This window comes from Brevundimonas sediminis (genome assembly GCF_048799765.1).
GTDB lineage: Bacteria > Pseudomonadota > Alphaproteobacteria > Caulobacterales > Caulobacteraceae > Brevundimonas.
Window position 1 is genome coordinate 34,660 of record NZ_JBLYQK010000016.1, and the last position, 24,443, is coordinate 59,102.

Here is a 24,443-nt window from a genome sequence, read left to right on the forward strand (position 1 = left end):
CGCCCGGACGGGGACGACCCTCGTCACCCATCACCCCCGTCACCTTCCAGACCACCATCTGGCCCGGTCAGCCGCCACCACCGGCGGAACGCCGTGCGTCCAATCCTGACGCACCGGCGTGCGAGCCTGTCCTCATGGACCTCGCCCGCCGCCTTTCCGAACAGTGCGCCGACCTGCGGGTCATGCACCGCCGGCTCCTGACAATCCGGACAGACGCGCGCCGCCGCCGCGACCTGAACGCTGTCCGCCAGACCCACCGCCTCATCGCCCGATGCCTGCGCGCCCTGCGCTACGCGGCCCGCGTCCGGGCCGACCGGGCGACGGAGGAACCGGACTCTCCGGACTCCAATTTTTCCGGCGTACCGAAAACAGGGCGCGAGGCCCCGAAATCGACGGCCTTGCCGGAAACAAGCCGCCGCCATGCCGTCCGCGAACACCTCCGACGACGATGACGTCGCCCCTCCACCCGGACTTTCCGCGTCGTCTGACCGCTCCCGCCCCCCTTTCAGGCGAGGTGGAGGATAGGTCGCGCCCACGCCCTGCCCCTCTTTTTCCCTCCGCCGCCGCCGTGTCCGTTGCTGCACGTGCGAAGGTGGGCCAAGGTCCCGGAATGGCTGACGCGACCTATGTTTTCGACTTCGATTCGACCCTCGTCCGGGTCGAGACGCTTGAGGCTCTGGCCGATATCGCGCTCGAGGGTTCGCCCGAAGCGGCGTCCGTGCGCGCGCAGATCGCGCAGCTGACCGATCAGGCCATGGCCGGGGCCCTCCCGTTCGGCGAAGCCCTGCGCCGTCGCCTGTCGCTGCTGCCCCTCACCCGCGACCATGTGCAGGCCCTGGCCGATCGCATCCTCGACGAGGGCGCGCCCTCGGTCCGCAAGAACCTCGCCTTCTTCAAGGCCAACGCCCATCGCATCGTCATCCTGTCCGGCGGCTTCCGCGAGATCATCGCCCCGATCGCCGAGCGGCTCGGCGTCGCGCCCGACCGGGTGCTGTGCAACGACCTGACCTATGACGCCGACGGCCGCGTCACCGGCGTCGATGGCGCCAACCCCCTGTCCGAGGCGGGAGGCAAGCCCGCCGTCATCAAGGCCCTGGGCCTGCCTTCGCCCGTGGTCATGGTCGGCGACGGCTGGAACGACGCCGAGGTCAAGCTGGCCGGCGCGGCCGACCGCTTCTACGCCTTCACCGAGATCGTCCGTCGTCCCACCGTCGTCGAGGCCGCCGACGCCGAGGCCGCCTCCATCGACGAACTGCTGCACGCCGAGGGCGAAACCGGCCGCTGGTCCTACCCGCGCAGCCGCATGCGCATCCTGCTGCTCGAGAACATCCACCCCGCCGCCGTCGAGCGGCTGGAGGACGCGGGCTACACCGTCGAGACCGCGAAAGGGGCGCTGGGCGAGGACGAGCTGATCGCGCGCATCAAGGGCGTCCACGTCCTGGGCATCCGGTCCAAGACCATGGTCACCGAGCGCGTTCTGGCCGCCGCTGATCGTCTGATGGCCGTCGCCGCCTTCTGCATCGGCACCAACCAGATCGACCTCGCCGCCGCCTCGGACCACGGCGTCGCCGTCTTCAACGCACCCTACTCCAACACCCGCTCGGTGGTGGAGCTGGCCATCGGCGTCATGATCAACCTGATGCGCGACGTGCCGGACAAGTCCGCCGCCATGCACCGCGGTGAATGGAACAAGTCGGCCACCGGCTCGCGCGAGCTGCGCGGCAAGACCCTCGGCATCGTCGGCTACGGCGCCATCGGCAGCCAGCTGTCGGTGCTGGCCGAAAACCTGGGCATGCGGGTCATCTTCCATGACCTGACCGAACGGCTGGCGCTCGGCAACGCCCGCCGCATGTCGTCGCTGGACGTCCTGCTGGCCGAGAGCGACGTCGTCACCCTCCATGTCGACGGCCGGTCGGACAACGCCAACATCATCGGCGCGGCGCAGTTCGCGAAGATGAAGCCGGGCGCCCTGCTGCTGAACCTGTCGCGCGGGCATATCGTCGACGTCGGCGCCCTGGCCCAGGCCCTGGGCTCGGGCCGGATCGGCGGGGCGGCGGTCGATGTCTTCCCGGACGAACCCGCCACCAACGCCGACCCGTTCGACAGCCCCCTGCGCGGGCTGAAGAACGTCATCCTGACGCCCCACATCGGCGGCTCCACCGAGGAGGCCCAGGAAGCCATCGGCGAATTCGCCGCGGAACGGCTTCTGGCCTATCTGAACCGGGGCGACACCACCTTCTGCGTCAACCTGCCGAACGTGCAGCTGGCCGAGGTCTCGGGCGCCCACCGGATCCTGCACATCCACCGGAATCAGCCCGGCGTCCTCGCCGAACTGAACCGCGCCATCGCCGGGGCGGGCCTGAACATCCTCGGGCAGCATCTGAAGACGGATGAAAGGACCGGCTACGTCATCACCGACGTCGACCGGAACTATGATCCGGAGGCGGTTCAAAGCCTGCGCGCCGTCGAAGGAACGCTGCGATTCCGCATGTTGTACTGAGAACCTTACCCGACGGCATCTTGCATACCCGGAAAACGGGCGCACAGTGCGGTTAACGGTCGCATCATGACGACCGAGGGAGGAACATCGATGTCTCGTTTTCTGCGTAACGCGGCCGCCGCCGCGTTGGCGGTCGCCGCTGTCGGCGCCGTCGCTTCCACGGCCAGCGCCCAGACCTACAACCGCCTCGTCGTCTTCGGCGACAGCCTCAGCGACAACGGCAACCTGTACGCCGTCACCGCCGGAACCCAGCCCACCTCGCCGCCCTACTACCAGGGCCGATTCTCCAACGGGCCGGTCTTCACCGAACTGCTGGGCTTCAACGCCGGGCGCTATGCCGCCGGCGCGCCGGTGACCGGGAGCATCAACTACGCCTTCGGCGGCGCCCGCACCGACACCTCGCTGAACCCTCCGGGGATGCGGACCCAGCTCTCGGCCTATACCGGCGCGGGCGGAACCTTCGGCGCCAATGACCTGGTCAGCGTCCTGGGCGGCGCCAACAACATCTTCCAGGCCTTCCCCGCCGCCGCCGCCTCGACCAACCCGACCGGCGCCATGCAGTCGGTGGTCAACGCCGCCGCCACCGACGTGAACTTCATCGTCAACGACATCGCCACCCGCGGCGCCGGAACGATCCTGGTCACCAACCTGCCGCGCCTGGGAATCACGCCGCAGTTCTCGGCGCTCGGGGCCAGCGCCGCCGCCCTGGCCGACTTCTCGGGGCAGCAGTTCAACAGCGCCCTGCTCACCCGACTGATGACCACGGCCGGGGCCCAGCCCAACACCAACATCATCCTGATGGACCTGTACAAGCTCAGCGATCCGCTGGCGGCCAACCCCGGCCGGTTCGGCCTGAGCAATGTGACCAACCCCTGCTTCAACGGGGTCACCGTCTGCGCCAATCCCGACAGCTATCTGTACTGGGACGGCGTCCACCCGACCGCCGCGGGCCACCGGCTGATCTCCCAGCTGGCGGTCGACTACCTCTACTACGGCGACATCGGCGCCCAGTCGGCCGTCCAGGCCGAGACCGCCTTCCGCCAGCGCGAGGACCTGCTGGACCTGTCGACCGAGACCTTCGCCGGCCATGAGGCCTGGGAGCCCGGTACGCGGATGACCTTCGGCGTGCTGGCCGACAGCGTCGAGACCGACGCGCGCGACACCATCTCCGGCGCCAAGGCGACCGGTTGGGGCGGCCGCGTGGGGATCGACCATGTGATGAGCCCGGACATGCGGTTCGGTCTGGCCGCGGCCTTCCGGACCGCGGACGTGGAGGCCGGCGCCATGGCCTTCGATCTGGAGACCTACGCCATTGACGCCTGGGCCGGCTGGCGTTCGGGGAACATGTTCCTCGGCGCCGCGATCGGCGGCTCGATCGACAACTACGACGACATCACCCGCCTGACCTCGCTGGCGCCGATCGTCCACGGCGGCGAGACCAACGGCGGCAGCGTCGGGGCCCGACTGCAGGGCGGACTGTGGTTCGATATGGGCGGGATCGCCCTGTCGCCCCGCGCCGCCGTCAGCTGGGGTTCGACGGACGTGAACGGATACGCCGAAACCGGCTACGCGGCCCAGTACGACTACCATGACCGGACCGTTCAGGGCGCCGCGGCCGAGGTGTCGCTGCGCGCCGAAGGCGGCGGCGAAGGCCTCAGCTTCTTCGTCGAGGGCGGCTATCGCGACAGCTTCGGCGACAGCTCCGATCCGGTGACGGTCGGCATCCTCGGCAACCCGGCCCAGGCCCTCGAGCGCGAGATCGAGGACCCGTTCGGCGGCTCGCTGCTGGCCTCCGTCGGGGTTGAGGCGGACGTCGGCCCCGGCAAGCTCAGCCTCGGCTACCGCGGCCGCTTCGGCGACCACGCCGACAGCCATGTCGGCGCCCTGACCTGGACCCTCACCCTCGAGTAGGATCCCGGAACCGGCGAACCGGGGGCGCGGGCAATCGCCCGCGCCCCTTTTCGTTGCCCCCTGCGACGACCTGCCGCCCCCGGCGCCCCAAAGTCGCCCCCTGCCCCCGGTATTCCGCCGTCTTCCCGAGGCGCGGAGCCCCGGTCGCCCCGGCCCGCCGGAGCGCCGCCGCGCCGCCTGTTCCCGCTCATCCCGAGCCGAAGACGGAGCCGACGCCGCCCATGCGACGCCTGTTGCCGACCGCCCGGTCGTTCCTTCTGTATTCCGGCCAGGCCTCAGTCCTGGGCGCCGTGGCTGTCCTGGCCATGGCCGCCGCGCCGCTGACCTCCCGCCCCGCCGCGGCCGAGCCGCTCGCCGTGCCCGAGGCGCCGCCTGTGGTCGCCGTCGCCTCCCCGGCGGGGCCGGTCCAGCGCCTGATCACCTTCGCCGAGCCGGTGCGCGGTCATGCGATCAACTCCGCCTTCGGCATGCGCCGTCTCCCCGGCAGTCCGGCCCGTCACCACGACGGCGTCGACATCGCCGCCCCGACGGGGACGGGGGTGAGGTCCGCCGCCGAAGGCCGTGTGCTGCGCACAGGCTATGACGCCGGCGGCTACGGCCGCTTCATCGAGGTCCGCCACCCCAACGGGATGAGCACGCTTTACGGGCATCTCAGCCGCATCGACGTCGCCAGCGGCGACGTAGTCGAGGCCGGACACCGGATCGGTCTGGTCGGCTCGACCGGCCGCTCGACCGGCCCACACCTGCATTTCGAGGTGCGACGCGGGGACCGTCAGATCAATCCGGTCCGGGTGATGGGAGAAACATTCCCGGTTGTGGTCGCCGGCGCCTGACAGAGTCGTTTTCCGTACATACGCCCACGCTTTCTTCACCCCTTTCCCGGATAGTGTCCGATGAAGGGGGCCCTTTTGGACAGTATTCTCTACTGCATCGCGTTCCAGCACGACTGGCGGTGGACCCTCGCCGCTGGAATCGTTTGCGTTTTCGGCGTTGGAACCGCGTATCAGTTGCTGGGCCGGGCCCGTGCGGGAATCGGCGCCCGGCGGCGCAATCTCGCCATGCTGTCCGCCATGACCGGCGGTCTGTCCGTCTTCGCCACCCACTACCTCGCGATGCAGGGCTACGATGCCGGCGGAGAGGTTCGCTACGCCGTCTGGGCGACGATCAGCTCCTTCTTCATGGCCTTCGCCAGCATCGGCCTGGCCTGCCTGGTGACCCTCGCGCGCAACGGGCCTGTCGCTCGTGGACTGGGCGCCGCGATCGCCATGTCGGGCGTTGCGGCGATGCATTTCCTCGGCGTCGCGGCGCTTGACCTGCCCGGACTGATCGTCTGGCGCGCCGACCTGGTCGCGCTGTCGGTTCTGGGCGGCATCCTGCTCGCCTCGACGAGCGCCGCCTTCCTGTACGGTCGGGCGGGCTGGAGACGGTTCGCCGCGGGAGCCTGCGGGGCCGTATCGATCGTCATCCTGCATTTCGGCGCGATGAGCGCCATGAGCCTCGAGCCCCGGATGGGCGCCGACGTCACGTCGTTTACGGTGTCGCCGGGCGTGATGACCATGGTGCTGGCCGGGATCATCGTCGGCATCATTGCCGTGGCCGCCATCGCCATCTGGATGTGGTGGATGTCCCGCGCCAGCGCCCTCGGCCAGCTGCGTCAGGCCATCGAGGCGATGCCGGACGGCCTCGCCTTCTATGACGGCGAGGACCGGCTGGTGCTGTGGAACACCCGCTACGCCGAGGTGAACCCCGAGCTGTCGTCCAATCTGCAGCGGGGAACGACCTTCCGTGAAATCCTGCACATCGGCCTGAGCGAAGGCCTCTACGCCGACGCTGTCGGCCGGGAGGAGGAATGGGTCGAGGAACGGATGGCGACGCGCGCCGCCCGGGCCACCACCATCGAGCAGCGCATCGCCGGCGATCGCTGGCTTCGGGTGTCCGATCGCCGGACCCTGGCCGGCGGTACGGTCACCATCTGCACCGATATCACCGAGCTGAAGCGCGACGCCCGCGCCCTGGCCGAAGCCCGTGACGCCGCCCAGGCCGCGAACAGCGCCAAGAGCCAGTTCCTGGCCAATATGAGCCACGAAATCCGGACCCCGCTGAACGGCGTCATCGGCGTGGCGCAGGCCCTTGCCAACACCGACCTCAACGCCCGCCAGCAGGAGATGCTGGAGCTGATCCAGTCCTCCAGCCGCACCCTGCAGGTCCTGTTGAGCGACATCCTCGACCTGGCCCGCGTCGAATCCGGCCGGCTGGAACTGACGGATGAGCCGTTCGACCTGGGCCGCGCCGTCCGCGAGGCCGCCCAGCTGTACGAGACCTCGGCCCGGGACAAGGGGCTGCAGTTCTTCGTCGAGGTCGCCCCGGAAGTGGATCGCTGGATCGCCGGCGACGTCGTGCGACTGAAGCAGATCCTGACCAATCTGGTCTCCAACTCCGTGAAGTTCACCGAACAGGGCTTCGTCTCCCTGACCGCCCTCCCCGGCCCGGTCCGTGACGGCAAGCCGACCCTGCAGTTCTCGATCGACGACACCGGAATCGGTTTCGACAGCGAGACCCGCGCCCGCCTGTTCAGCCGGTTTGAACAGGCCGACGGCGGCATCACGCGGAAGTTCGGCGGCTCGGGTCTGGGTCTGTCCATCTCCCGCCAGCTGGCCGACATGATGGGCGGCGAACTGGACTGCGAGAGCGAGCCGGGCGGCGGCTCCTGCTTCATCCTGACGGTCCCGCTGCGCCTCGCCGACGCGCCGGTCGTCAACGCCGCGGACGATTCCGCCCTGGCCGCCGGCGAGGATCGTCGCCTGCGCGTGCTGCTGGCCGACGATCACCCCGTCAACCGCAAGGTCGTCGAGATGATCCTGGCGCAGGCGGACATCGACCTGACCGCGGTCGAGGACGGCTCCCAGGCCCTGAACGCCGCCCGCGACGGCGACTACGACCTGGTGCTGATGGACATGCAGATGCCGGTCATGGACGGGCTGACCGCGACCCGGGAAATCCGGCTGCACGAAGCCGCCCTGGGCCTGGCCCGGACACCCATCATCATGCTGACCGCCAACGCCCTGCCTGAGCATATCGCCTCGGCGGAGGCCGCCGGCGCCGATCGCCACCTGGCCAAGCCGTTCGATGCGGGCGAGTTGCTGGAGCTGGTCATCTCCCTGCCCCGCGCCGCCAGGGACGCGATCGCCGCCTGATCAGGGCGGCGATCGCCCCCCAGGGGGGTTTACTCGTAGCCGTGCGCCGCCTCGTTGATGACCTGTGAGGGCATCTTCGAGAAGTCGACGCTGACCGGCTGGGCCAGCCTGGACCGGAAGGTCTTCAGCACATGCTCCAGCCGCCGACGGACCTCCCGCTCGGCCTCCGTCTGACTGTCGAGGTTCAGCGGGGCCAGGCAGAAATCGATGATGGCCGACGGGGTTTGCAGCGGTTCCATGATCACACTCTCCTTGCGTTTGAGCCTTGCTATTCGGCCGCGACGAACTGCGCGGTTTCGGTGGAGTCCTTCAGGGCGGTCGTCGACGACTGGCCGTTCGAGATGACGGTCGCGACCTGGTCGAAGTAGCCGGTGCCGACCTCGCGCTGGTGGCGGGTGGCGGTGTAGCCGCGGGCCTCGTTGGCGAACTCGCGCTGCTGCAGCTCGGAATAGGCCGCCATGCCGCGATCGCGGTAGCCGTCGGCCAGCTCGAACATGCCGTTGTTCAGGCTGTGGAAGCCCGCCAGCGTCACGAACTGGAACTTGTAGCCCATCGCCCCCAGCTCGCGCTGGAACTTGGCGATGGTGGCGTCGTCCAGCTTGGCCTTCCAGTTGAAGGACGGCGAGCAGTTGTAGGCCATCAGCTTGCCGGGGTGCTCCTTCTGGATCGCCTCGGCGAACTTGCGGGCGTCATCGAGGTCCGGGTGCGAGGTCTCCCACCACAGGACGTCGGCGATCTTGGCGTAGCTCAGGCCGCGGGCGATGCAGTGCTCCAGGCCGGTCCCCTCCTTCAGGCGGAAGAAGCCCTCCGGCGTGCGGTTCTCGCGGTCGATGAAGGGCCGGTCGCGTTCGTCGATGTCCGAGGTGATCAGTTGGGCGCTCTCGGCGTCGGTGCGGGCGACCGTGATTGTCGGCGTGCCCATCACATCGGCGGCCAGGCGGGCGGCGATCAGGTTGCGCTCGTGCGCCTGGGTGGGGATCAGAACCTTGCCGCCCAGGTGGCCGCACTTCTTCTCCGACGCCAGCTGGTCCTCGAAGTGAACGCCCGAGGCGCCCGCCTCGATGAAGGCCTTCATGATCTCGAAGCTGTTCAGGGGGCCGCCGAAGCCGGCCTCGGCGTCGGCGACGATGGGCACGAACCAGTCACGCTTGGCGCCGCCCTCGGCGTGCTCGATCTGATCGGCGCGCTGCAGGGTGCGGTTGATGCGGCGACACAGCTCCGGCGCGGCGTTGGCCGGGTACAGCGACTGGTCCGGATACATGGCGCCGGCCGTGTTGGCGTCGGCGGCGACCTGCCAGCCCGACAGATAGATGGCCTTCAGGCCCGCGCGGACCATCTGCATGGCCTGGTTGCCGGTGACGGCGCCAAGGGCGTTGATGAAGGGCTCGCTGTGCAGCAGCTCCCACAGGCGGTTGGCGCCGCGTTCGGCCAGGGTGTGGGTGATCGGCACCGATCCCCGCAGGCGCAGAACGTCTTCCGGGGTGTACGGGCGCTCAATGCCGTCGAAGCGGCCTTGGGGCGACGGAACCAGATCGGCGAAGGTGGTCATGGCGGGTCTCTGTCCTGTGGGCCGTCGATGCGCGGCGGGTCACAGGAAGGAAACACGTCAATGTCACAAACAACACAGCTGCAGGCGCTTGTTTCGCGTCATTGAGTCATAACATGACACTTGCCGTTAAGTCATTTTGTGACATTCTGCGGACATGGACACCGCCGACCGCAAGCTGTTTCTCGGCGGCCGCCTGAAGCGGCTGCGACGGGATCTGGGCCTGACCCAGACGGCCATGGCCGGCGACCTCGGCGTGTCCCCCAGCTATCTGAACCATATCGAGCGCAACCAGCGTCCCGTCTCGGCCCAGTTGCTGTTGCGTCTGGCCGAGACCTACGACGTCGACCTGCGGACGCTGGGCCAGTCGGGCGGACCGGCGTCGGAAGCCACCCTGTCCGAGGCCTTCGCCGATCCCGTGTTCCAGGGGCTTTCCGTGCCCCGTCACGAGATCGTCCAGCTGGCCGAGGACCAGCCCGCCGTCGCCGACGCCGTCCTGCGCCTTTACCGGGCCTTCAGTGATCGCCGCGCGCGCGAACGGGCCGAGGCGGACATCACGGGCACCGGCGGTGGCGGCGAGACCCCGGCAGACCGGGTTCGCGACTTCGTTCAGGCCCGCCAGAACCATTTCCCCGAGTTGGACGCGCTGGGCGAAACGCTGGCGGCCGCGCTGGAGGCCGAAACGCCGGGTGAACCCTTCGAGACCCGCGCCCGCGCCCGACTGCAGGCCCGTCACGGCCTGACCGTCCGCACCCTGCCTGACGATGTAATGGTTGAGTGGACGCGTCGTTACGATCCGCACCGCAAGCGGCTGCATCTGTCCGAAACCCTGGGGCCCTCCTCCCGCGCCTTCGCCGTCGCCTTCCAGCTGGCCCTGGCCGAGCATGACGCCGAACTGACCGCCCTTGTCGCCGCGGCCGACATGCCGGACGACGCGACGCGCCGGGTGCTGAAGGTCGCCCTGACCAACACCCTGGCGGCGGCCATTCTGATGCCCTACGGCGCCTTCCAGGCCGCTGCGGAGGCGACCGGCTATGACCTGACCCGGCTGGAGGCGCGGTTCGGGGTCAGTTTCGAACAGGCGGCCCACCGGCTGACCACCCTGTCGCGGCCGACGGCGCGCGGCGTGCCCTTCTTCCTGATGCGGGTCGATCAGGCGGGAAACATCTCCAAGCGCTTCGCCTCGGGCGCCTTCCCCTTCTCCCGCTTCGGCGGCGCCTGCCCGCGCTGGCGCCTGCACAGCGCCTTCCGCACGCCCGGCCGGGTCGTCACCCAGATCATCGAGACGCCGGACGGCGGTCGCTGGTTCACCCTGGCCCGCACGGTCGAACGTCAGGGCCGCGACGCCTTCACCGAGGGCCATGACCTGGCCATCGGTCTGGGGTGCGAGCTCAAGCACGCCCGCCGTCTGATCCACGCCCGCGGCCTCGACCTCGCCGCGCCCGAGGTGACGCCGATCGGCCCCGCCTGTCGCCTGTGCCACCGCCACCCCTGCGCCGAACGCGCCGCCCCGCCGGTGGACCGCGCCCCGGCGGTGGACGACTGGTCCAAGTCCGTCAGCCCCTGGCCGTTCGTGCAGGACGCCGGCTGACCGTCAGACCAGCTTCACCTTTCCGCCGTCCAGCCGGTAGGCCACGCCCGTGCGGTCGAACAGGCGGGCGATCAGGACGGCCGGGTCGGGCGCGCCCTCATCCAGCAGCGTATCAATCTCGCGGCGCACGTCCGGATCGCCCGTGACCTGCAGCAGGGCCTCCAGCCACTCCTCGCGGTTGACCTTGCCGTCATCGCGATTGGAGTCGATCAGGCCCTTCAGGAAATCAAACCAGTCCCCGCCGGTCGCCCGCTTCTGCGCCGCCTCGGCGGCGAGGGCGAAGACGGCGCCGCAGGCGTAGTAGGCGCGGTGCTCGCTACGCTGGTTGGCCGAGGCCACCGGCCTGACCGCCAGGGTGGTGCAGTCGTCGACCTCCTCCTGCAGGGCGGTCATCACATCATAGGTCGGGCTCAGCGCCGCCTGCGCCCGCATCGCCATCAGGTCGGCGCCGCCCTCGGTGATCCACGCCTCGCGGGTGAACTCGTAGCGGACGGTCTGGCCCAGCCAGAAGTGCGCGCTCTCGTGGCCGATGAACCAGCGGGCGTGATCGCGCATGTCGGTGGACTCGGTCACGACGTTATCGCCCTCGAAGGCCATGATGATCATGCCGCGCAGGACGCTGCCGCCCATGCTGCGAAGTTGCGGCGTCGGCCCGTTCCAGCTGACCATGATCGTCGGCTTGTCGGTCTGGCCCGGCCCGAGCCGCTCCGCGTAATAGCCCGCGATCCGCGGCGCGAAGGTCTTGATCTCGTTGCCCATCCAGGTCGGAAGGCCGGGATCAATCACCGTGGCCAGCCGGGGACTGTCGACCAGCTCCGCCGCACCGAACAGCACGTATATGCCGCCTTGCTCCGAGGTCGGATTGTTGCGGCGCTCCCCCTGCAGAAGCACCGGCCCCGCCGTGTCGCGCCAGGTGATGCGCGAAGTCTCGGCTTCGACTTGGATTTCGTTCAGATCCATCGGCAGGGCCTCGACCTCTTCGATCGACCCCATTGGAAAGACGTTGAAATGGCCGGAATAGATCGCCGCCGACCCGTCGGTGAACATCAGCGCCGGATCATAGTCCGCCATCAGGTCCTCGGCCCTGGGCGTCATGCGAATACGCAGGCTGCGCGGCACAGCGCCGCCGTCCACGGCGCGCAGGATGTCGAAATGGCCACGACGCTCCAGCACCACGCCCGGCGTCTCGACCGACCACTGGCCGTCCCGCCAGGGCTTGCCGCTCTCCCGCGCCAGGGCGGAGCGGGTGAAAACCCAGACTGGCGAATCCGAGGGCAGGACGAAGTCCGCGCTCCACCGGTCGCCGTCACGCGCGACCGTGGCCAGGGGGACAGGCCTTTCCAGCTCCATGGGCGGCGACGAGGTGGCGCAACCGGCCAGCAGAACGGCGGCCGCGCCGGCGGCCAGAATGATCGAACGCATCGGCAAATCCCCTGTATGACCGAAGCGTAGCGGCGAGGCCGCGCGGACGTCAGCTTACGCTTTCGTCACGCTTGCGACCGCGCGAGGGCGCGGGAGGCGGCGGCCAGCTCCTCCGCCATGACGGTCTTCAGCCGCTCCGGCGCGACAATCTCGACCTGCTCGCCCCAGGTGAACAGGTGCCAGGCCAGTTCGCGCATGCCGGACGCGCGGAACCGCACCTCCACGCTCCCGTCCGGCCGGTCCTCGATCGCCTGCGTCGGGTGCCAGCGCCAGCCCCTCGCCTCGTCAGCGCCTTGGGAGCTGATGCGCAGGACGACGTCCTCGATGGCGTCCTGATAGATGCCAAAGGACTGGCCGGCGAAGACCTGGAGGTCGAAGTCCGCCGGGGGGACCGCCACGCCGGGCTCGGCCTTGACCGCGCTCATCCGGTCCAGACGGAAGGTCTTGATGGCGCCGGTGTCGCGCTCGGCGGCGACCAGGTAGTTGGCGCGGCCGAACATCAGGCCGCAGGGGGTCATGACCCGCCGGCGGGCCTCGGCGCCGGGCCGGCTGTAGATGAAGCCCAGCGGCTGGCCGGCCAGCACCGCCTGCCGCACCTCGGCCAGCACCACCTCGTCCGCGGTCGCGCGCGGGCCGGCCTGAACCGCCAGGGTCTCAGCGCGCACCAGCGCCTCCAGATCGGGCGCCAGACGGTTCAGGGTGGTGGATCGAACCGCCGACTTGAGCTTGCGCTCCAGGCCTTCCAGCGCCTCGGCCCGGGCCGGTTCGCCGGTCGCCCGCAGCCCTTGCGCCGCCCGGGTCAGCTCGATCAGCTCCTCCGCCGTCGGGGCCTGTTCAAAAGCCGACAGGCCGCCGCGGATGCGCCAGCGCTTGAACGGCGGGTCCGACACCTCCTCCGCCTGCGGGAACAGGGTGACCACCGCGTCCCGGAGCCGTTCGGCCGTGCGTCGGGCCGTGCCCGTCTCGCGCATGATCTCTTCCATGGTCACGCCTTCGGCGCTGGCGGCCATGCGCCGCGCCAGCTCGAGAACCAGGGCCGCCTTGTCAAATCTCATGGGCGGACCAGAGCATACGTCCAAAAATGACGCAACGCTGTTTTAGACCTCTCCTTATCGACAGACACACCGCTCCACGGAGTTCCAGAATGGCCCGCCTCTTCGATCCCGCCGCCCAGGTCGCCGCCAGCCGTTACCTGATTGTCCCCTGCGAGGCCGAAGCCGGCCTGGCCGTCATCTGGGATCGTCTGGAAGAGCAGGTGATCGACGTCATCGACGCCCGCCAGTCGGCCCGGTACGCCGACGAGGACGCCCTGTGGGACGAGGCCCGCCCGGCCTTCGACCCGTCGGTCGACTTCCGGATGGCGGCCTAGGCCGTCCCGGGGGCCGTCTTCGGCCGTGTCCAGCGGTCGATCAGGCGCTGGGCCGGCTGTTCGATGAAACGATGGGCCAGAATGGCCAGCAGCACGATCAGCCCGAACAGGGCGAGACCGAACAGGTTGTTCAGCCAGACCGAACCGAAGTCGATCCGGCGCTCGACCACCCAGTCCAGCTTGCGGGCGATGATCAGGGTCACCACCAGCACGAACATGTGCACCATGTAGATGGCGAAGGACCACCGGCCGAGGGTGACCAGCGGCTTCGTGTCCAGCAGGCGCGACAGGGCCCCGTCCTCGCCCGCGAAAACCCAGACCGCCGCGATGAACAGCAGGGTCACCAGCACCGTCGTCGGTCCGGTCGCATAGCCGATGAAGACGCAGACCCCGATCACCGTCGCGATCTCCAGCGCTGTCGCGGCCCGGCCCTTCACACGCGGGATCGCGGTCCAGAGGCCCTGCAGCAGGCTGCCCAGGAAGAAACCATAGACCGCCCGCGGGAAGGCGAAGTCATAGGTGGTGTTCATGTAGCGCTTCGCCTGCGTCAGCACGATCACCGCGCCGATCACCGCCAGCACCGCCCCGATCCAGCGCCAGACCTTCGGCGTGGCCAGCAGCAGCAGGGCGAAGACCACATAGCAGCCGACCTCGACGCTCAGGGTCCAGGACGGCCCGTTCCAGGTCAGGGACGGGTGGATGTTGTAGGCCTGGATCAGGAACAGGTTGGTGAAGATCGACTCCACCGACCGGTCCCGGGTGAAGGGCGTGGCGCTGTCGATCTGGAACCAGAGACGACAGAGCTCCAGACCGATATAGGCGGCCAGCACCGTCGCGTGCAGCGGCCAGACCCGCCCCAGGCGGCGCACCATGAACCGCCCCGCGTCCTGCGACGTCTTCAGCCGCTGCGAATAGGCATGGGCGATGACGAAGCCGGACAGGACGAAGAAGTAGTCGACGAACAGGTAGCTGTGCTGGATCAGGCCCCAGTCCCGCCAGTGGCTGGCCACCGGCATGTGGAACATGACCACCAGGATGGCGCAGACCCCGCGCAGGGAATCCAGCGCCTCGAAGCGTCGGTGGACGGGATTCACGGGATGCGGGGACGTGTTCACGAACGGGTGTTAGCGCCGCTCGCGAACGCGCGAAAGTGGCTTGTTACGCCAGCCCTGAAGGCGGGTATTTCTCGCGCATCCACGCCACCGAGCGGGCGGCCATTTCCCGCAGGACGCCCAGGTCCACATCGTCCAGCCGTTTGATGTAGAGGCACGACTTGCCGATGGAATGCTTGCCCAGCCGGGACAGCATCTCCGCCTGATCGGCGAAACCCGGCATGATGTAGAGCACCAGCTGCGCCTTGCGCGGCGAGAAGCCGACGAGGGGCCAGTCTCCGGTGGGGCCGCGATAGCTGCCGTAGCCGACGATGGACGGCCCCCACATGACGGCGGGCTCGCCGGACACCTCGGCCAGAAGGGCGCTGACGACCTCCGCATCCGCCCGGCGGCGCGGGTCCTCCACGGCGGCGATAAAGTCCGGGACAGGGACGTCGGTGGGCCTTGTCTTGGGTTCAGCGGGCATGGTCTTTCCCTTTTCCGCCTTCGGTTCCTGCGAAGACTAGCGCTCCGCAACCAGCCGCCAAGCGCCGTTTTCAAACAGGATGACGGCCGAAGCCCGGAGACCGCCCGCCCCCTCGCCCCAGATCTCGTAGCGCACGCCGGCGGAAAGAGGCCGGGGCGCCGTCGCCGTGAGAAGGCCCTGAACCGGCTGGCCATAGGTCAGACGCCGCAGGGTCGTGCATCCGCCGCCAGGGTTGGTGAGCCGCCAGGTCGCCTGTTCATCCGGCACGGTCCGCGCCCAAAGCCCGTGCGCCGCAGCCACCATATGGACCTGTTGCAAACAGACGCCCTCGCCGCGGATCAGCCCGTCATTGCGCCGCATCTCAAGCACCGGCTGCTCAAGCGAACCCGACACCTTGAGATCGAAGGGCGACGGACTGCAACCGGACAGAAGAAGAAGCGTCGCGAGCGCAGGAATCCATTTCATCAGCTCAGCCTGATCGTTCGTCGGGATCGCGCGAACTGATCGTTCCTGACTTCAACATCAGAACGTCCGGCCGCGCGGTTCGGCGACCACCTGATGTTCATCCTGCCAGACGATCAGGCCCGGGTCGCGCGTCGTCAGCACCTCGACGTGGACGCCGCAGGCCTCGAGCGCCACCTTCAGCGCATGCATACGCTGAATGTGCTCGGCCGCGGACGGCTTGAACCATGACAGCCCGGGCTGACCAAAGCCCCTGTGCCCGCCGGTCGAGAACTGTTTGGGGATCGCGAGATTGGCGTTGAACCAGCCGCACTGCTGCCGCGCCTCGGCGATCGCCCAGCTTTCGGCATGCTCGCTCTCGACCGCTTCGTCGATCGCCTTGAACAGGCCCAGCCTGGTGCGCTGGCGGCCGACGGTCTGGAAGCAGACGAAGCGGATGTAGATCTTGGGCGGGAGGCTCACAGCCCCTTCACAATCCCCTCGACCATCTTCTTGGCGTCGGCGAACAGCATCATGGTGTTGTCGCGGAAGAAGAGCTCGTTCTCGACGCCCGCATAGCCCGCCGCCATGCCGCGCTTGATGAACAGGACGGTGCCGGCCTTCTCGACGTCAAGGATCGGCATGCCGAAGATCGGCGACTGCGGATCGGTCTTGGCCGCCGGATTGGTCACGTCGTTGGCGCCGATCACGAAGGCCACGTCGCAGGTGCCGAACTCGGAGTTGATGTCCTCCAGCTCGAACACCTCGTCATAGGGCACGTTGGCCTCGGCCAGCAGGACGTTCATGTGACCCGGCATGCGGCCGGCGACGGGGTGGATGGCGTATTTCACCTCGACCCCCTCCTCCTTCAGCTTGTCCGCCATTTCGCGCAGGGCGTGCTGGGCCTGGGCCACCGCCATGCCGTAGCCGGGGACGATGATGACCTTGGAGGCGTTTTTCATGATGAAGGCCGCATCCTCGGCCGAGCCCTGTTTGACCGGGCGGGTCTCGACCGCGCCGCCGGCGCCTGCGGCGGCATCACCGCCCCCAAAACCGCCAAGGATTACAGAGATGAAGCTGCGGTTCATGCCCTTGCACATGATGTAGCTCAGGATCGCGCCCGACGATCCAACCAGCGCCCCGGTGATGATCAGGGCGATGTTCTCCAGGGTGAAGCCCAGCGCCGCCGCGGCCCACCCCGAGTAGGAGTTCAGCATCGAGACGACCACCGGCATGTCCGCGCCGCCGATGGGGATGATCAGGGTCGCGCCGAGGATCAGGGCGATCACGAACACGCCCCAGAAGGCCCAGACGGCCGTGCCGCCCGAGCCGATCATCACGCCGATCAGCAGGACCAGCGCCAGGCCCAGGGCGATGTTGATCAGGTGCCGGGCGGGCAGGATGATCGGCGCGCCGCTCATGTTGCCGTTCAGCTTGGCGAAGGCGATGACCGAGCCGGTGAAGGTGATGGCGCCGATGGCGACGCCGAGGCTCAGCTCGATGATCGACAGGGTCTTGATGCCGACCGCCCCCGAACTGGCCACCGTGGCGATGCCGAAGCTGTCCGGCGCATAGACCGCGCCCACCGCGACCAGACAGGCGGCCATGCCGACCAGCGAATGGAAGGCGGCGACCAGCTGGGGCATCTGGGTCATCTGCACCCGACCCGCGATCAACGCCCCCGCCCCGCCGCCGACCACCACGCCGCCGACGATCAGGATTGCGGTCAACAGATCAAGCGCGCCCGAGGTCCACAGGGTCAGCACGGTGACGCCGACAGCCAGGGCCATGCCGATCATGCCGAAGGTATTGCCCCGACGGCTGGTCTCGGGACTGGAAAGTCCGCGCAAGCTGAGGATGAACAGGACGCCCGCGACCAGATAGGCCAGCGCCGCGATGGATGCGTTCATTCCAGTCCCCCCTTGTTATGTTTCATCGGCCCGCGGGCCGGACAGGCCGTCCGCGACAGCCGCCACAGCGCCCCCGCGATGAACAGCGGCGACAGCAGGGCCAGCGCCCAGTCGATCACCCCCATCGGCTTTCCCTGCCCCACAAAGCGCAGCAGGATCGACGAGAAGACCAGCACCGTGCCGCAATCCATCTGACGCAGGCGACGGATCGGGTGCTTCTCGTTGAAGGACCACGCCCACAGCACCACGCCGACGGCCAGTCCGGCGATGGAAATCCAGAAGACGATGCTGGCGGCGGCCGGGTTCACGAGACGGCGGCTCCCGGCTTCGGCTTCTCCTTCTTGCGGTACATGGCCAGCATGCGCCGCGTGACCATGAAGCCGCCGAAGATGTTGACGCTGGCCAGTGTGACAGCAGCCACGCCGGCCCCCTTGGCGATCCAGCCGTCCCCGCCTGAGGCGGTCGCCGCGGCGGCGATCAGGCCGCCGACGATGATGACGCTGGAAATAGCGTTGGTGACCGCCATCAGCGGCGTGTGCAACGCCGGCGTGACGCTCCAGACCACGTAGTAGCCGACGAAGATCGCCAGCACGAAGATGGCCAGCCGGAAGACGGTGGGATCGACGTGTTCCATTCAGATCACCTTTCGCAGGCGGTTTGAGACGGCGTCGCGGATCGCGCTGAAAACTCCGTCGAGGTCATCCTCGATCTGCCGCGTCGAAAAGCGAAGCACGCTATAGCCCTGGCTCGCCAGCCAGGCGTCGCGTTCGAGATCACGAACCGCCACTTCGGGAAGACTATGTACGCCGCCGTCCACCTCGATCACGAGGTCTGCGCGATGGCACGCGAAATCCACGACATACGCCCCCATCGGCTCCTGACGGCGGAAGCGTACCGGCAAGGCTCGCAGCCGTTGCCAAAGCTTCGCCTCGGTCCACGTCGGCTTGGCTCTCAGAACGCGCGCCCGGCGGACAATCCTGGCCGTCTTGGCGTCAGATCGCTCGAACCGCGAATAGCCCTCCCCCTCGATGGGGGAGGGTTGGGTGGGGGTGTTCGCGCCGTCGTTTAAAGGATTGGCGCAGGAGGCGTCGTCGACGAAGCCTTTCGGTCCATCTTCCGCAAAGCCGGCGCGCGCACCCCCATCCCCGGCCCTTCCCCCGTCGAGGGGGAAGGGAGTCGATGTATCGATCATCCCGCCGCCTCCCGCTTCTGTTCGAGTCGATGATCTATCGACGAAAGCAGGTAGGCGAGCCCGCCGAAGAAGGCGACCAGCAAATAGGCGACAGCGTCATTGGCCTCACTACCGAACGTAGAGCCTGACAATTTGGAAGCCAGCTGCCCGAAGGCGACAACAATGCCCATCCCTCCGGCAATCAGGAAGGCAATCGCTCCCACGGCGCCGATGGCGATCCGGACCGTCTTGTGCAGATAGCCAAGAACAGCCTTCATCCCCTCACCCCCTCATGCACCACGGCCCCGCCGCTGGTGACCACTGAGGCCTTGAGGATCTCGTCCTCCAGATCGACCGCCAGCGCGCCGTCCTTCACGAACAGGCCGACGAAGGCGACCAGATTGCGGGCGTAGAGGGCCGAGGCGTCCGCTGCGATCCGGCCCGGCAGGTTGGACCAGCCGACGATCCGGACACCGTTCGGGGTGGTCACGACCTCACCCGGCTTCGCCCCTTCAACATTGCCGCCGTTGTCGATGGCCAGATCGACGATCACCGAGCCCGGCTTCATCGAGGCCACGTGGGCGGCCGTGACCAGACGGGGGGCCGGACGGCCGGGGATCAGGGCCGTGGTGATGACCACGTCCTGCTTGACGATGTGCGAGGCCGTCAGTTCGGCCTGCTTGGCCTGGTATTCGGCCGACATCGGCTTGGCGTAGCCGGCGGCGGTTTCGGCGGCCCTGAACTCCTCGTCCTCGACAGCGACGAATTTGGCGCCGAGAGACTCGACCTGTTCCTTCGAGGCCGGGCGCACGTCGGTGGCGGTGACCACCGCGCCCAGACGCCGGGCCGTGGCGATGGCCTGCAGCCCCGCGACGCCCGCGCCCATGACGAAGACCTTGGCCGCGGCGACCGTGCCGGCCGCCGTCATCATCATCGGGAAGCCCTTGCCGTAGGCGAAAGCCGCCTCGATCACCGCGCGATAGCCGGCGAGGTTCGCCTGCGAGGACAGCACGTCCATCACCTGCGCCCGGGTGATGCGGGGCACGAACTCCATAGCGAAGGCGGTCGTCCCGGCCCCGGCCAGGGCCTGCACCGTGTCCTTTTCCCGATACCCATCCAGCATGGCCGCAACGATCGCGCCGGGCTTCAGCGCGCTGATCTCCTGCGCGGTCGGGCCGCGCACCTTCAGCAGGATGTCCGCCCCGGTCAGGACCGCCTTGGTGTCCTTGGCCACGGTCGCGCCCGCGGCCTCATAGTCGGCGTCGGGAATGGACGAGCCGGCGCCGGTTCCGGCCTCGACCGTCACGGTTGCGCCCAGCGCAATCAACTTTTTCACGGTTTCGGGAGTGACGGCGCAGCGCGTCTCGCCTTCACGGCGTTCGCGGGTCACGGCGATGGCGACGGCCAAGCGAATCCCTCCCTCGTTTCCTCAGCGAGCGACGTTAGGCTGTTCCGGAGCAGGCCGTCAAAATGCGCCATGAAGGTGGACGCATGGACAGGCGGCGCGCGCTCGACCATAGACGCGACGTGTCAGTCGCCTCCGCCCCCGTCTCGCGCCGCAACGACCTGGACTGGATCCGGGTCGCCGCCTTCGGCCTGCTGATCCTCTACCATGTGGCCCTGGCCTATGCGCCCTATGACTGGCACGTCCACAGCGCCCACACCTTCGGCTGGCTGCACGAAGCCCTGCTGCTGACGAATCCCTGGCGGCTGACCCTGCTGTTCCTCGTCTCCGGGGCCGCCCTGCGCTTCATGACGGTGCGTCGGTCGCCCGCCCGGACGTTGCGCGCGCGCGCCGAACGGCTGCTGCCCCCCCTGATCTTCGGCGCCCTGGTGCTGGTGCCGATCCAGTCCTTCACCGAGGCGATCGACAAGGGCGGCTTCACCGGCAATTTCGCCGACTGGCTCTGGCATGAATTCAGCCCGTCCGGCCTCGCCAACGGCGTGCCCGTCAATCACCTGTGGTTCGTCGTCTACATCACGGTCTACAGCGCCATCACCATCGGCCTGACCACCATCCCCGGCCTCGTGGAGCGGGCCGAAGCCTGGCTGGCGCGCAGCACGGCCGGCTGGCGCATCGTGGTCGTGCCGCTGGTCTATCTGATCGTGATACGGATCGTGCTGTTCCCGATCTTCGGCATCACCAACAAGCTGAGCTGGGACTTCTACAACCACTTCCTGTCGCTGGGCGCCTTCCTGTTCGGCTTCCTGCTGGTCCGGCACGAGCCGTTCTGGGCCGAGCTGGAGCGGCGGCGCAGGCTGTTCGCCGGCGTGGCCCTGATCGCCCTGCCGATCATGATGCTGCAGGCCGGGCATCCGGGCGGGGGGACGTGGTTCGGCATCCCCCGCGCCATCGTCTTCGCGATCGATCAGTGGGCGATGATCGCCGCCATCCTGGGCTACGGGAGCCGCTACCTGCGCAAGGCCTCCGGCCCGGCCCTGACCTATCTGGTGGACGCCACCTTCCCCCTCTATCTCGCCCACCAGACGGTGCTGGTCGTGGCGGTCTGGTTCATCCGTCCGGCCCATCTCCCGGCGCCGGTCGAGGCGCTGTCGCTTGTCGGGATCACCTTCGGCGTCAGCCTGCTGATCTACGAGATCGTCCGCCGCATCCCGGTGATCCGGCCGGTCTGGGGCCTGAAGCCCTTGCCCGTTCCGCCCGGGCGGGCGCGCTACCACCGGCGTCGGCGTCTCCTGTGGATCGGCATGGCCGCGCCCGTCCTCGCGCTGACCGCCGTCCTCATCGGGGTGGCGACCTGGCCCGGCTTCAACCATGCGACCCAGTATCTGAGCGAACTGGGCGGCGCCGCGGCGCCCGCGCCCCTGATCTTCAACGGCGGCGTCTTCCTGGCGGGCGGCATGTGCATGGCGGCGGGCGTCGGCTTCGGCCTGGCCATCCACGCCCTGACCGGGGGTCGGGTCGTGGCGGCCCTGACCGCCGGCGTCTTCATCCTGGCCGGCATCGGCCTGTCGGCCTCCAGCCTCTACCCGTGGCCGGACCCCCGGCACATGGCCATCAACCTGGGACTGGGCATCCAGCTGGCGCCCCTTCTGCTGCTTTGGGGGCTGTGGAAGCACATGAACCTGCGGCGGCTGAAGATCTTCCTTCTGGTGGTGTTCGTGGCCATGGCCGTGCTCACGGTCCTGACCCGCCACCTGGTCTTGCCCGGCGCCGTCAATGACGCCAATGTCGGCTGGTGGGAGCGCGCCTATGCGATCATCCTCGTCGGCTGGGTGGGAATCGCCGCCTGGGTTCTCGACCGCCGTTTGAAGGCGCACAGCGCCGGAGACCCCGACGAAGCCTGAGGACCGCCTCTACGGCCACGCTCCGCAAAGCCCCGCTCTATCGGCCTGCTCACATTTTTCTTCGACTCTTCACCATTGCGTGATTGAAAATCGCGCGGAAGTGATCGACATTGTGTGCCGTGTTGCAATGCAACAAGTCCCTCCGGCTCGCGCCGGCAGTCGGAACAAAGGCCTGGAACGACGCATGACCCATCAAGCGATCCGGATCGACGCCGCCAACGCCCCGAGTGGCCTTGACGAGCGTCCGGCCTGGACCTGGCTGCCCGAGGAAGCCCCTCTGGCCATGCCGCGTCAGTCCCTGAACAGCTGGGACGCCACCCCCGAGGTTCCCACCCCCGCCACCTCGCCCGTCAACGTCGCCGGGCGTCGTCTGGCGCTGGCCGGTCTGACCGCCTTTGTTACAGCCCTGGCGCTGATCGCGCCGATGGCGCTGTTCGCGCGCAACGGTTTCGACACCCTGGAAGTGGTGTCCCTGTGCATCTTCGGCGTGCTGATCACCGCGATTGGTTGCTGGTTCTCCAGCGCCGCCATCGGCTTCTGGGTGCTGCTGACCGGCCGTGAGCAGGACGATCTGGACTTCGCCCCCCATCCGCCGGAGCCGGGCCAGCGCACCGCCCTGCTGATGCCGCTGTACAACGAGGACGCCCGCGCCGCCTTCGCGCGCCTGTCGGTGATCGACAGCTCGCTGGCCCGCCTCGGCGTCTCCGACGCCTTCGACATCTTCGTGCTGAGCGACTCGACCCGCGCCGAGGCCGCCGATCAGGAGCGTCAAGCCTATCTGGGCTTCCGCGCCCACGCCCACAGCCGCGTCTTCTACCGTCGCCGTGAAAAGAACATCGAGCGGAAGTGCGGCAACCTGGCCGAATGGACCCAGCGCTTCGGCGCCGCCTATCCGTTCATGCTGGTGCTGGACGCCGACTCGACCATGGCCGGCGAAACCATCCTGCGGATGGTCGACGCCATGGAACGCAACCCGGGCATCGGCCTGCTGCAGACGACCCCGACCATCATCAAGGGCCAGACCCTGTTCGCGCGCATCTCGCAGTTCAGCGTGCGCCTGTACGGCCGCGTCGCCGCCGCGGGCCTGGCCTGGTGGGCCGGGTCGGAGGCCAGCTACTGGGGTCACAACGCCATCCTGCGGACCGAGGCCTTCGCCTCGACGGCCCACCTGCCGATCCTGCCGGGGCGCGAGCCCTTCGGCGGCGCCATCCTGAGCCACGACACCGTCGAGGCCGCCCTGCTGCGCCGCGCCGGCTGGGCCGTCCACGTGACCGCCGCCCTGGACGGCAGCTGCGAGGAAACCCCGTCCACCATGCTGGACTTCATCCGCCGCGATCACCGCTGGTGCCAGGGCAACATGCAGCACCTGGGCCTGCTGAAGACCCGCAGCATGACCGTCATGAACCGCGTGCAGATGGCGATGGGCTTCATGGCCTATTTCTCGTCGCCGCTGTGGCTGGCGTCGCTGATCGCCGGCATGATCATCCAGCTGCAGTATCCGACCGACTGGTCGTCCTTCGCCTATCTGCTGCACCCGGAGTTCTCGCCCTTCATGCTCGCGACCCTGCTGTCGGGCGTTCTGCTGATCGGTCCGAAGGTCATGGGCGGCCTGCTGGTCATGAGCCGTCCGCGGGAACGTCGCGCCTTCGGCGGCGGCAAGCGGATCGCGCGCGGCATGGCCGTCGAGATCATGCTCTCGGCCCTGATCGCCCCGATCATGATGGTCGCCAACACCAAGGCCATCCTGCAGATCGCCGCCGGCCACGACGCCGGCTGGCATGCCCAGGACCGCGACGCCGACGGCGTCAGCTGGGCCGACGCCTTCCGTTCGATGCGCTGGCAGATGGGCACGGGCCTGCTGTTCTGCATCGGCCTGGGCTTCCGCCCGGATCTGGTCACCTGGTTCGCCCCGGTGGTCCTGCCCCTGCTGCTGTCCGCGCCGATCGTCGTCCTGACCTCGCGCCGCAGCCTGGGCGAGGCCGCCGCCAAGGCCGGCTTCCTGGCCGTCCCGGACGAAGCGGGCGTCAGCGTCAGCACCATCCCCAGCGCCCCGCAGGCCTCGGCCCTGCGCGCCGTCGCCGGGGCCTGACCGGCGCTCCACGTCGCTTCCGCCGCTATCCAACGCCCCTCGCCGCCCCCGGCGCAGGGGCGTTGTCGTATCCGGGGCCGGGACCGCGCACGAAAAAGCCGGGCTGCGAGAACAGCCCGGCTCCTTGATCCGTCAACGTCGACGCCCGCGCACGGGCGGGGACGCAGATGTCAGTGCTTCGCCTTCGGCGAGCGCAGGAAGAAGATCCCCGCGACCAGCAGCACGATCGCCGCGCCGGCGCCGACCAGCCAGCTGCCGCCGTACATGAAGGTCAGGGTCAGGAAGAGCAGAACGGCGCCGATCGCCAGCGAGCCGTATTTCGACAGCACCATGAACAGGTCGTAGGTCGACTTCTGTTCCTGGATTTCCATGCTGCCGCGAACGTAGTCGTCGTGAGCGTGAGGGTCAGCCATAG

Annotated in this window: 24 protein-coding genes; 9 read left to right on the top strand and 15 right to left on the bottom strand. The window is 68.6% G+C overall.

All coding sequences use genetic code 11. The features are described 5' to 3' along the window. The first annotated feature begins 134 nt into the window (after positions 1–134). From ACLQ7T_RS10375 to ACLQ7T_RS10400, 5 genes are all read left to right on the top strand, one after another. Positions 135–452, top strand: coding sequence for a hypothetical protein (locus ACLQ7T_RS10375; RefSeq protein WP_420479364.1), 318 nt, complete (start codon positions 135–137; stop codon positions 450–452). A gap of 158 nt (positions 453–610) precedes the next feature. After that, positions 611–2,500: a phosphoglycerate dehydrogenase gene (gene serA, locus ACLQ7T_RS10385; RefSeq protein ID WP_489671820.1), complete on the top strand. Its 1,890-nt coding sequence runs from the start codon at positions 611–613 to the stop codon at positions 2,498–2,500. Between the two features lie 90 nt (positions 2,501–2,590). Continuing rightward, the gene (locus ACLQ7T_RS10390) at positions 2,591–4,411 is read left to right on the top strand and encodes an autotransporter domain-containing protein (RefSeq protein WP_420479365.1); all 1,821 of its coding nucleotides are present in this window, start codon (positions 2,591–2,593) and stop codon (positions 4,409–4,411) included. 221 nt (positions 4,412–4,632) lie between these two features. After that, the gene (locus tag ACLQ7T_RS10395; RefSeq protein WP_420479366.1) at positions 4,633–5,244 is read left to right on the top strand and encodes a M23 family metallopeptidase; all 612 of its coding nucleotides are present in this window, start codon (positions 4,633–4,635) and stop codon (positions 5,242–5,244) included. 60 nt (positions 5,245–5,304) lie between these two features. Continuing rightward, complete coding sequence (locus ACLQ7T_RS10400) at positions 5,305–7,605, top strand: ATP-binding protein (protein WP_420479367.1); 2,301 nt, start codon at positions 5,305–5,307, stop codon at positions 7,603–7,605. A 29-nt stretch (positions 7,606–7,634) separates the two neighbouring features. Here the strand turns inward: ACLQ7T_RS10400 and ACLQ7T_RS10405 are convergent, their stop codons facing one another. Together ACLQ7T_RS10405 and aceA are read right to left on the bottom strand one after the other, a co-directional pair. Next, entirely contained in the window at positions 7,635–7,844 is a 210-nt protein-coding gene (locus ACLQ7T_RS10405; protein WP_420471880.1) for a BAR domain-containing protein, read from the bottom strand. 29 nt (positions 7,845–7,873) lie between these two features. After that, positions 7,874–9,154 (bottom strand): isocitrate lyase, encoded by a 1,281-nt coding sequence (gene aceA / locus ACLQ7T_RS10410; RefSeq protein WP_420479368.1) that lies wholly within the window; start codon positions 9,152–9,154, stop codon positions 7,874–7,876. Between the two features lie 154 nt (positions 9,155–9,308). On the opposite strand from aceA, the gene ACLQ7T_RS10415 reads away from it, so the two are divergent. Then, positions 9,309–10,742: a helix-turn-helix domain-containing protein gene (locus ACLQ7T_RS10415; protein ID WP_420479369.1), complete on the top strand. Its 1,434-nt coding sequence runs from the start codon at positions 9,309–9,311 to the stop codon at positions 10,740–10,742. A 3-nt stretch (positions 10,743–10,745) separates the two neighbouring features. Here ACLQ7T_RS10415 and ACLQ7T_RS10420 read toward each other — a convergent pair whose 3' ends face one another. Both ACLQ7T_RS10420 and ACLQ7T_RS10425 read right to left on the bottom strand, forming a co-directional pair. Beyond that, a complete protein-coding gene (locus ACLQ7T_RS10420) occupies positions 10,746–12,164 on the bottom strand; it encodes a hypothetical protein (RefSeq protein WP_420479370.1) in 1,419 nt (472 codons plus the stop codon). Between the two features lie 65 nt (positions 12,165–12,229). Then, the gene (locus tag ACLQ7T_RS10425) at positions 12,230–13,219 is read right to left on the bottom strand and encodes a helix-turn-helix transcriptional regulator (protein WP_420479371.1); all 990 of its coding nucleotides are present in this window, start codon (positions 13,217–13,219) and stop codon (positions 12,230–12,232) included. Between the two features lie 89 nt (positions 13,220–13,308). Here ACLQ7T_RS10425 and ACLQ7T_RS10430 point away from each other — a divergent pair, with 89 nt between their 5' ends. Further along, on the top strand, positions 13,309–13,533 hold the full coding sequence (locus ACLQ7T_RS10430) for a hypothetical protein (protein ID WP_420479372.1): 225 nt from the start codon (positions 13,309–13,311) through the stop codon (positions 13,531–13,533). On the opposite strand, the gene ACLQ7T_RS10435 is transcribed toward ACLQ7T_RS10430, so the two are convergent. From ACLQ7T_RS10435 to ACLQ7T_RS10480, 10 genes are all read right to left on the bottom strand, one after another. Continuing rightward, positions 13,530–14,627, bottom strand: coding sequence for an acyltransferase family protein (locus ACLQ7T_RS10435; protein ID WP_420479373.1), 1,098 nt, complete (start codon positions 14,625–14,627; stop codon positions 13,530–13,532). The two genes, ACLQ7T_RS10430 and ACLQ7T_RS10435, sit on opposite strands and share 4 nt — an antisense overlap. A 64-nt stretch (positions 14,628–14,691) precedes the next feature. Continuing rightward, positions 14,692–15,111, bottom strand: a complete 420-nt coding sequence (locus tag ACLQ7T_RS10440; RefSeq protein ID WP_420479374.1) for a DUF1801 domain-containing protein — start codon at positions 15,109–15,111, stop codon at positions 14,692–14,694. Positions 15,112–15,147: 36 nt separating this feature from the next. Next, positions 15,148–15,576 (bottom strand): hypothetical protein, encoded by a 429-nt coding sequence (locus ACLQ7T_RS10445; RefSeq protein ID WP_420479375.1) that lies wholly within the window; start codon positions 15,574–15,576, stop codon positions 15,148–15,150. A 57-nt stretch (positions 15,577–15,633) separates the two neighbouring features. Continuing rightward, positions 15,634–16,035 carry a hypothetical protein gene (locus tag ACLQ7T_RS10450; protein ID WP_420479376.1) on the bottom strand — a complete coding sequence of 134 codons (402 nt, stop codon included), beginning with the start codon at positions 16,033–16,035 and terminating at the stop codon, positions 15,634–15,636. Further along, positions 16,032–17,462, bottom strand: a complete 1,431-nt coding sequence (locus tag ACLQ7T_RS10455; RefSeq protein WP_420479377.1) for an NAD(P)(+) transhydrogenase (Re/Si-specific) subunit beta — start codon at positions 17,460–17,462, stop codon at positions 16,032–16,034. Before ACLQ7T_RS10455 ends, ACLQ7T_RS10450 begins: the two co-directional genes overlap by 4 nt. After that, positions 17,459–17,770 (bottom strand): hypothetical protein, encoded by a 312-nt coding sequence (locus ACLQ7T_RS10460; protein ID WP_420479378.1) that lies wholly within the window; start codon positions 17,768–17,770, stop codon positions 17,459–17,461. Before ACLQ7T_RS10460 ends, ACLQ7T_RS10455 begins: the two co-directional genes overlap by 4 nt. Then, positions 17,767–18,096, bottom strand: coding sequence for an NAD(P) transhydrogenase subunit alpha part 2 (locus ACLQ7T_RS10465; RefSeq protein WP_420479379.1), 330 nt, complete (start codon positions 18,094–18,096; stop codon positions 17,767–17,769). Before ACLQ7T_RS10465 ends, ACLQ7T_RS10460 begins: the two co-directional genes overlap by 4 nt. Then, entirely contained in the window at positions 18,097–18,654 is a 558-nt protein-coding gene (locus ACLQ7T_RS10470; RefSeq protein WP_420479380.1) for an endonuclease domain-containing protein, read from the bottom strand. After that, a complete protein-coding gene (locus ACLQ7T_RS10475; protein ID WP_420479381.1) occupies positions 18,651–18,911 on the bottom strand; it encodes a hypothetical protein in 261 nt (86 codons plus the stop codon). The genes ACLQ7T_RS10470 and ACLQ7T_RS10475 overlap by 4 nt, the downstream gene beginning before the upstream one ends. Further along, positions 18,908–20,041: a Re/Si-specific NAD(P)(+) transhydrogenase subunit alpha gene (locus ACLQ7T_RS10480; RefSeq protein ID WP_420479382.1), complete on the bottom strand. Its 1,134-nt coding sequence runs from the start codon at positions 20,039–20,041 to the stop codon at positions 18,908–18,910. Before ACLQ7T_RS10480 ends, ACLQ7T_RS10475 begins: the two co-directional genes overlap by 4 nt. A 119-nt stretch (positions 20,042–20,160) precedes the next feature. On the opposite strand from ACLQ7T_RS10480, the gene ACLQ7T_RS10485 reads away from it, so the two are divergent. Both ACLQ7T_RS10485 and mdoH read left to right on the top strand, forming a co-directional pair. Continuing rightward, positions 20,161–21,939 (top strand): acyltransferase family protein, encoded by a 1,779-nt coding sequence (locus ACLQ7T_RS10485; RefSeq protein ID WP_420479383.1) that lies wholly within the window; start codon positions 20,161–20,163, stop codon positions 21,937–21,939. 184 nt (positions 21,940–22,123) lie between these two features. Then, positions 22,124–24,028: a glucans biosynthesis glucosyltransferase MdoH gene (gene mdoH / locus ACLQ7T_RS10490; RefSeq protein ID WP_420479384.1), complete on the top strand. Its 1,905-nt coding sequence runs from the start codon at positions 22,124–22,126 to the stop codon at positions 24,026–24,028. A gap of 170 nt (positions 24,029–24,198) precedes the next feature. Here mdoH and ACLQ7T_RS10495 read toward each other — a convergent pair whose 3' ends face one another. Then, complete coding sequence (locus ACLQ7T_RS10495) at positions 24,199–24,441, bottom strand: aa3-type cytochrome c oxidase subunit IV (RefSeq protein WP_420471865.1); 243 nt, start codon at positions 24,439–24,441, stop codon at positions 24,199–24,201. Between the last annotated feature and the right edge of the window lie 2 nt (positions 24,442–24,443).